This window comes from Desulfobacter latus (assembly GCF_013389365.1).
GTDB lineage: Bacteria > Desulfobacterota > Desulfobacteria > Desulfobacterales > Desulfobacteraceae > Desulfobacter > Desulfobacter latus.
Genome location: NZ_JACADJ010000120.1, coordinates 1 through 5,575, shown reverse-complemented (window position 1 = coordinate 5,575; position 5,575 = coordinate 1). Strand labels below are relative to the sequence as shown.

The 5,575-nt window shown below is 42.0% G+C and carries 4 protein-coding genes; 1 reads left to right on the top strand and 3 read right to left on the bottom strand.

Annotated features, from left to right (window positions below):
• Positions 1-104: 104 nt before the first annotated feature.
• From HXW94_RS17975 to HXW94_RS17965, 3 genes are all read right to left on the bottom strand, one after another.
• Positions 105-884 carry a helix-turn-helix domain-containing protein gene (locus HXW94_RS17975; RefSeq protein WP_178368276.1) on the bottom strand — a complete coding sequence of 260 codons (780 nt, stop codon included), beginning with the start codon at positions 882-884 and terminating at the stop codon, positions 105-107.
• A gap of 108 nt (positions 885-992) precedes the next feature.
• Positions 993-1,289, bottom strand: coding sequence for a hypothetical protein (locus HXW94_RS17970; protein WP_178368275.1), 297 nt, complete (start codon positions 1,287-1,289; stop codon positions 993-995).
• A 412-nt stretch (positions 1,290-1,701) separates the two neighbouring features.
• Positions 1,702-3,960, bottom strand: coding sequence for a GmrSD restriction endonuclease domain-containing protein (locus tag HXW94_RS17965; protein WP_178368274.1), 2,259 nt, complete (start codon positions 3,958-3,960; stop codon positions 1,702-1,704).
• 1,020 nt (positions 3,961-4,980) lie between these two features.
• On the opposite strand from HXW94_RS17965, the gene HXW94_RS17960 reads away from it, so the two are divergent.
• Positions 4,981-5,574 carry a hypothetical protein gene (locus HXW94_RS17960; protein WP_178368273.1) on the top strand — a complete coding sequence of 198 codons (594 nt, stop codon included), beginning with the start codon at positions 4,981-4,983 and terminating at the stop codon, positions 5,572-5,574.
• The last annotated feature ends 1 nt before the right edge of the window (position 5,575 follow it).

The following is a 5,575-nucleotide window of genomic DNA, read 5'->3' as shown; positions in this document are numbered from 1 at the left end:
TGTTTTTACTTTTTAAAACTATCGAACAGAGAGAGATATAATTGAAGATTGTTAGAAAATTAAGTAACAAATAAAATTTAAAATGAAATTTGAGGGTTTAGAACCTAAAATAATCGAACCCCTTGTTTTTGAGGAAACATATCAAAAAGCCTGTTCAGTTGCTCCTTTCTTCGTGCGTCTATTTCCATATAGGTTTCTTCTTTGATATGCCTTTTTCCAGACAGGTTCAATCCTAACCCCAAGTGTTCGGATATTTTCTCATACCCTGCGTTGATTTCGGCGGCTTCCTGCTTTGCCTGGGCCTCATGGTCCGCCGCGTTATAATTGCCGGATTGAACATCCACAATCTTTTGTGCGTATTCAAAGGGTTTCTTTATTGCCGGCCACCTGGCAGTTAAAGCATTCAAGGCGTCAATGATGGCTTGGGCATGTTTCTTCTTGTTCTTCTCAAGCCATTCAAATACGTCAAAACCGCTCTTAGTTTTTATTTCTTTATTATTATAAATGGTATGATTCACAGTTTCAGACGACATTTCAGGCGACATTTCGGAGGATATTTTTTCATCTTGATGATATGCTGGATGATCCAGAAGGTGATAATGGTTTCCCTTGCCGTACAGGTGCCGGTCAATTAATGATGCAGGTACCACCTTGAGAAACCCCTTTTCGACCAATGAGGCGATCAGCCGTTGAACCTGCCGGGTGGATATTCCCAGCTTCCTGGCCAGGGTTTTGATCTTGGGGAAAATCTGTCCGTCCTTGTAGCAGTATCTCTCAAAGAGTATGAGCAACTTACGCTCTGTCTTTGTCAGAATGCCGTGGATGCCGTTCAGAATTTCAGCAAAGGGATTGGTGAAGATATTTGCCGGGATGATGATATTCATTGTGCCCTCCGTGATTTGTAACGCCGGGAAGAAGGTCAAATGCATAGGTAACCATACGGATCAGCATGGTTACTTACAGATCCTTTTACCTGCACGGTTCCAGAACTTTTAATTGCCTGGTGACTGATTTTTCACTGATTCTTCAGCGTTCGGAGGGATAACAAAGGCATTGACCTTTTCGCCTTTGCGCGGATTTATTTCTTGGGCTTTCAATGCTGCATCGTATGCTGTATACCCACTGATGACAGTATAGGTCTCTGCTCCTGCCTGCTTTAAAACTAAAGGCTTCAGCAGCCTATTGCATTCCAGAATAGACTCTGCCGGTTGTGTAATTTGTGTTTTGTCAGTTTGTTCGGAAGATAAAGACGGGGTGATGGTTTTAACATCGACTAAGAAAAACTCCATGATAGGGCCTCCTATGATTTGCGATTAAGCCCTTTTGTCCTTCCAAAAACAAAAAGGGCAGCATAGGGATTGGAAGACCGGTCATAGGAAACCGGCAGCCCGAAGGCTCCCCCATGCTGCCCAAAATAGCGTAGACATGGAATATAAAAAAAATGTTCACATAATAATGCAGACACCTCTTTGCGTCCTATGTTCCCGGCTTCCAAACCGGTATCCCTGATTTTGCAGGAATGATTTACATTATCCGGATTCAAAGGATGGTGTCAAGGAAAGACTGTCAATCAGTGCTGATCCATGAAATAAAAAAAAGGTGATGGAATCAGGTAACACCACGCCTTGGCGTCGATGTAGCCGCGCAGCAAGGTGGCCGCGCCCTATAGGTAGGATTCTAATTCCGATTGGAGAAAGTGTGTTATTTTTCCAGCACCTTTTGAAACCATAGAATCGCTGCCTCACCTTCCATGCGGGCCACGTCATCAACGGTTCTGCTGTGCCGTATTCCATTACGCAATTCAGCAAGTTGATTGAATTTTGCACTCAGGGATTCTTTGTTATTGAACCTCAGGGCAAAATTTGACCATGTGCTTTTAGCAAGGATCACGTCCTGAAGTTCACGCAGATCCGTATACTCGAGAAGGCCACTTAGAACCTTGAACTGATCAGTGTCTAGGGCCGCGTTCTTTTTTGCGGCCCTGGACACTCTATCTTCGGCTTTATTCTTTATATGTGGCGGAAGCTGGGCGATATCTTCTTCTAAAGTCTCTGCGATGATTTTTCTCAAGCATAATTCCACCTTTTCAATCTTTTCATCCAGTTCCCGGACGGGTGGGGCTAAATCGAGTCGTTCTTTAATCAATAGATTTTCTATCGCCCCTTGGATTGTATGCTGCCGTTCCGAAATAAAATCTTCAAAATCCTCGGGCGTAAACGGATCTCGCAAAAGAATTTCAAGAGCAATCGGTGAAATAAAGTGGGACTCCAGGATCGCCTTAACTTCTGATTCTTCATTCGTTGATATAAGCTCGGGCAGGTACTTGTTTGGCAACCTGTCATTGATAACATGTCGATTTGTTTGAGATGACAGCGGGGTGCGATTTAAAATGGTATTGATACGTTTACCATTCATCGACTTGCCCCATGACGCCGGAACGATATGGTGATCATCAAGATCACCATGCAGAGGGATATTTCCGGTCATCCAGTCCCGGGCACCTTGAAGCACCAGCAGGTTGAAGACGCCATTGTATACAGATGTCCCTCTTTTAACTTCCTTGCGAAGTTCCAAATTTTTAAACCGTACTTTGAATTCCTGAATCAATGGCGGTGCGGGAGCATCTTCCTCAAACCACGCCTTAACATCAAGAAAGTCCCTGGCACTGGTGGATTCAACGGAACCGGAATAGCGATTTGTAAAAACAGAAGCCCAGTACCAATGGCGGATTTTACGCTGAGCACCTAGTTTTTTATGTGCCGGAAGCGCATTGCTTTGTTCCTGAAGTGCTGAGAACACCGGGAGTATTGATACATATGGCAGATATTGGGATGCGACAACACCAAATTCCTGCGGATGCTGTAAAAGTTTAATTGCCTTTTCTATCGCAATGACAGCAGCATCCCATCGTTCCTTAAAATCTTCAATATCCGATATGAGTATCTCTTTTTTGCGACTGCCGTCCGGATCACGAATTTGTTTGTACTGTCCGGGAAGGAGATAATAAAGATATTTTGGAGAACAATAGGACTGCCGTAGAATCGACATGACTTGAAGGATATAAACATTCATTTTTTCTGTTTCGACAAACTCAAGCATTGGCGCAGCCTTCCTCCACATATGTTTAAGCTGCAATCCTTTTGGCTTGAGAAGCGCATTTATAAGATCGAATACGTCAAGACGAACGCCCCGGCTGTTGATCTGAGTAAATATATCACAAACTTTATCCACAGCCAGGTCTTTATCAAGCTCAATATAGGCGATTTGATATTCTTCTGTGATTCCTCTTAAATGTTTTCCGAATTCTTCCGCATTCATTGCATGTCGTTCTGCTGACTCTGCCATAGCAACGTCACCGGCATCTTTAGCTTCTTGTGATTTATTTCCCCAATATTTCACATACCCTTGTACCCAATTGGGCAGATCCCATCCGCCGGTACCTACCACAGAAAGAGGGAAAATATGTTCTTCGAATTGCGCTTCCGGATTTTCCAAAATCTTGTTAAACCGTTTAGATAACCAGTCGTATTGAAATGCTTCGTCATACTGCTCGTTCATAAATTTATCCGCATGAACAAAGTAGACTGCTCGGCTGGCTCTATTCGGCAGAGGGACATTGGGAGCGATAAATGCATAGTAAAGTGCGGTTAAGCGTTGTTGGCCATCCAGTACAATGCAGTCTGGGTTGCCTTTCTCGTAATCCCAAGACTTCTGTCCGACGTTATTTTCAAATCCGTAGATAATCTCGCAGGAAAGTGCCTCATAATTCTCCTTTGTCCCTTTCCAAAGCAAAAGGCTTCCTATGTAATAGTCTAAGAAGATCGATCTCATCAGGTCTCTGATGTCCCATGGCCTCCATTCAAATTCTCTTTGGAAGTCGGGAATAACAAATCGCCCCTCTTTGAGCCTTCCAAGAAGGACATTCAGGCTTACATGGTCTGGTTTCTGAGCATCTTTCATTTTCTATCCTTTTCAGCTCTTCCGAAGTTGGAATTACCCGATTATCTTCATCCAGTGACTTCCTTCAGATAGGCTTCAACTGTTTCACAGTCTTCGGCTTCTTTCATCTCCATAATATTCGCTCCTCAGATAGTATCGTTTCGAGAGTTCATATCATGCTTTTTTCACCAAAAGATAGGCTTTTTTTTAACCGGAAAAATGGGAATGCGCACCTCAATTGTGTGATTGAGATCAAATGAGAGTAACCTTGGGGACGCCACTTAAAAATAAAGGCTTTTCAGAAAATTTTGAAAAGCCTTTTTGATTTTTATGTCGGATGGAAAAGCTTCTGACATATTCAACGTGATCAAAGCGGCTTCGTCAACAAGTCGTTTCACCGGAGGTCGTGATCTCCGAAGGTGAATTTAAACGTTAACTCTTCAAAAAAAAAATTTGCTCCCAAAAAGGAAACAGCCTATCTTGATTCTATGCGAGTGATATCCAGGAAAATGATAAAAGAATTTTGGGAAATCCACTCCGATGCAGAACAGCAGCCCCCCCTGACCCGGTAGAGGCAATTATACACCAAATGGAAAGCCAGGGAGGGGCTATCACGAAAAGATCTTGAGCCCTTAATTGGATCAAGAGCCAGGGTTTTTAACTGTTAGCAAAAATATAGTCAAATATCGTCTTAATATGACAAATTTCGCAAATTTTTATCATTATTTTATACCAAAACTTAAAAAAATTCACATGTATCATGTTAATTCTGATATAATACCCTATTTTTAACCGGTTCTAAAGGCGATAAAGGAACCCATGAGTACCACAACGCTGTCATATCCGCTCAAATTTATAGATAGTTTCAGGCATACCTTAAAAAGCCTTTCACCTGTGATGTGTGAAAAGATCAATCATCTGTGGAACGATGAAAGCGTGCTCGAGGAGCTGAGTTCAGGTCGAAGAGGATTAAAGGTTTACAAAATACTGGAACCCATTGTGGATTTTAATACATACCTGCCTTCAAGGGTGAAGCGATGTATGCTTGAGACAATGGGAAGAATATTAAAGTCTCAGCTTGACCGCAGCGCTTTATATAATAATCTTTGTGGGTTAACCTCGAACCCTGACGAGTGGACTTATGATTTCCTTAAAAAGCACGATTTAGCTTCAAAATACAATTATGTAAATAATATTCGCCGTCAGATTCAAAAATTTATTGATAAACACAATAGATTGCCTGCATCCTATCATGAACTGGTGCCCAAACTTCGCGTTGGGGAATTTATAACCATGGCCCCGGATGACGGACAGTTCATCAAAATAGAGGGCACATCGGAATTTAAGAAAAAGCGTTATCTGACAGGCAAAATTAAAGTTCTGAAAGAGACATCTTCAGTCAGTCGTAAAAGCTGGAAATGGGAAGAATTTCAGATTGCACGAAAATTTTTTAAAATTTCGCTTAAAAGTTCAACAGGTTTTGGTTATATATCAGAATCTGCCGGCGCTGCTGTTACCGCTGGGGAATTTTTGAGTAAGATAGACAGATGGGTTAATGGATGGAAAAAATGTCTGAATGTTGCTCCTTTCATTGTTGAAATGAAAAACTGGAAGGCGTATCCGTTAATTGTATAAA

Coding starts and splice junctions, on each gene's coding strand:
- HXW94_RS17960 (WP_178368273.1), top strand. CDS start 4,981: ATGCTTGAGACAATGGGAAGAATATTAAAGTCTCAGCTTGACCGCAGC.
- HXW94_RS17965 (WP_178368274.1), bottom strand. CDS start 3,960: ATGAAAGATGCTCAGAAACCAGACCATGTAAGCCTGAATGTCCTTCTT.
- HXW94_RS17970 (WP_178368275.1), bottom strand. CDS start 1,289: ATGGAGTTTTTCTTAGTCGATGTTAAAACCATCACCCCGTCTTTATCT.
- HXW94_RS17975 (WP_178368276.1), bottom strand. CDS start 884: ATGAATATCATCATCCCGGCAAATATCTTCACCAATCCCTTTGCTGAA.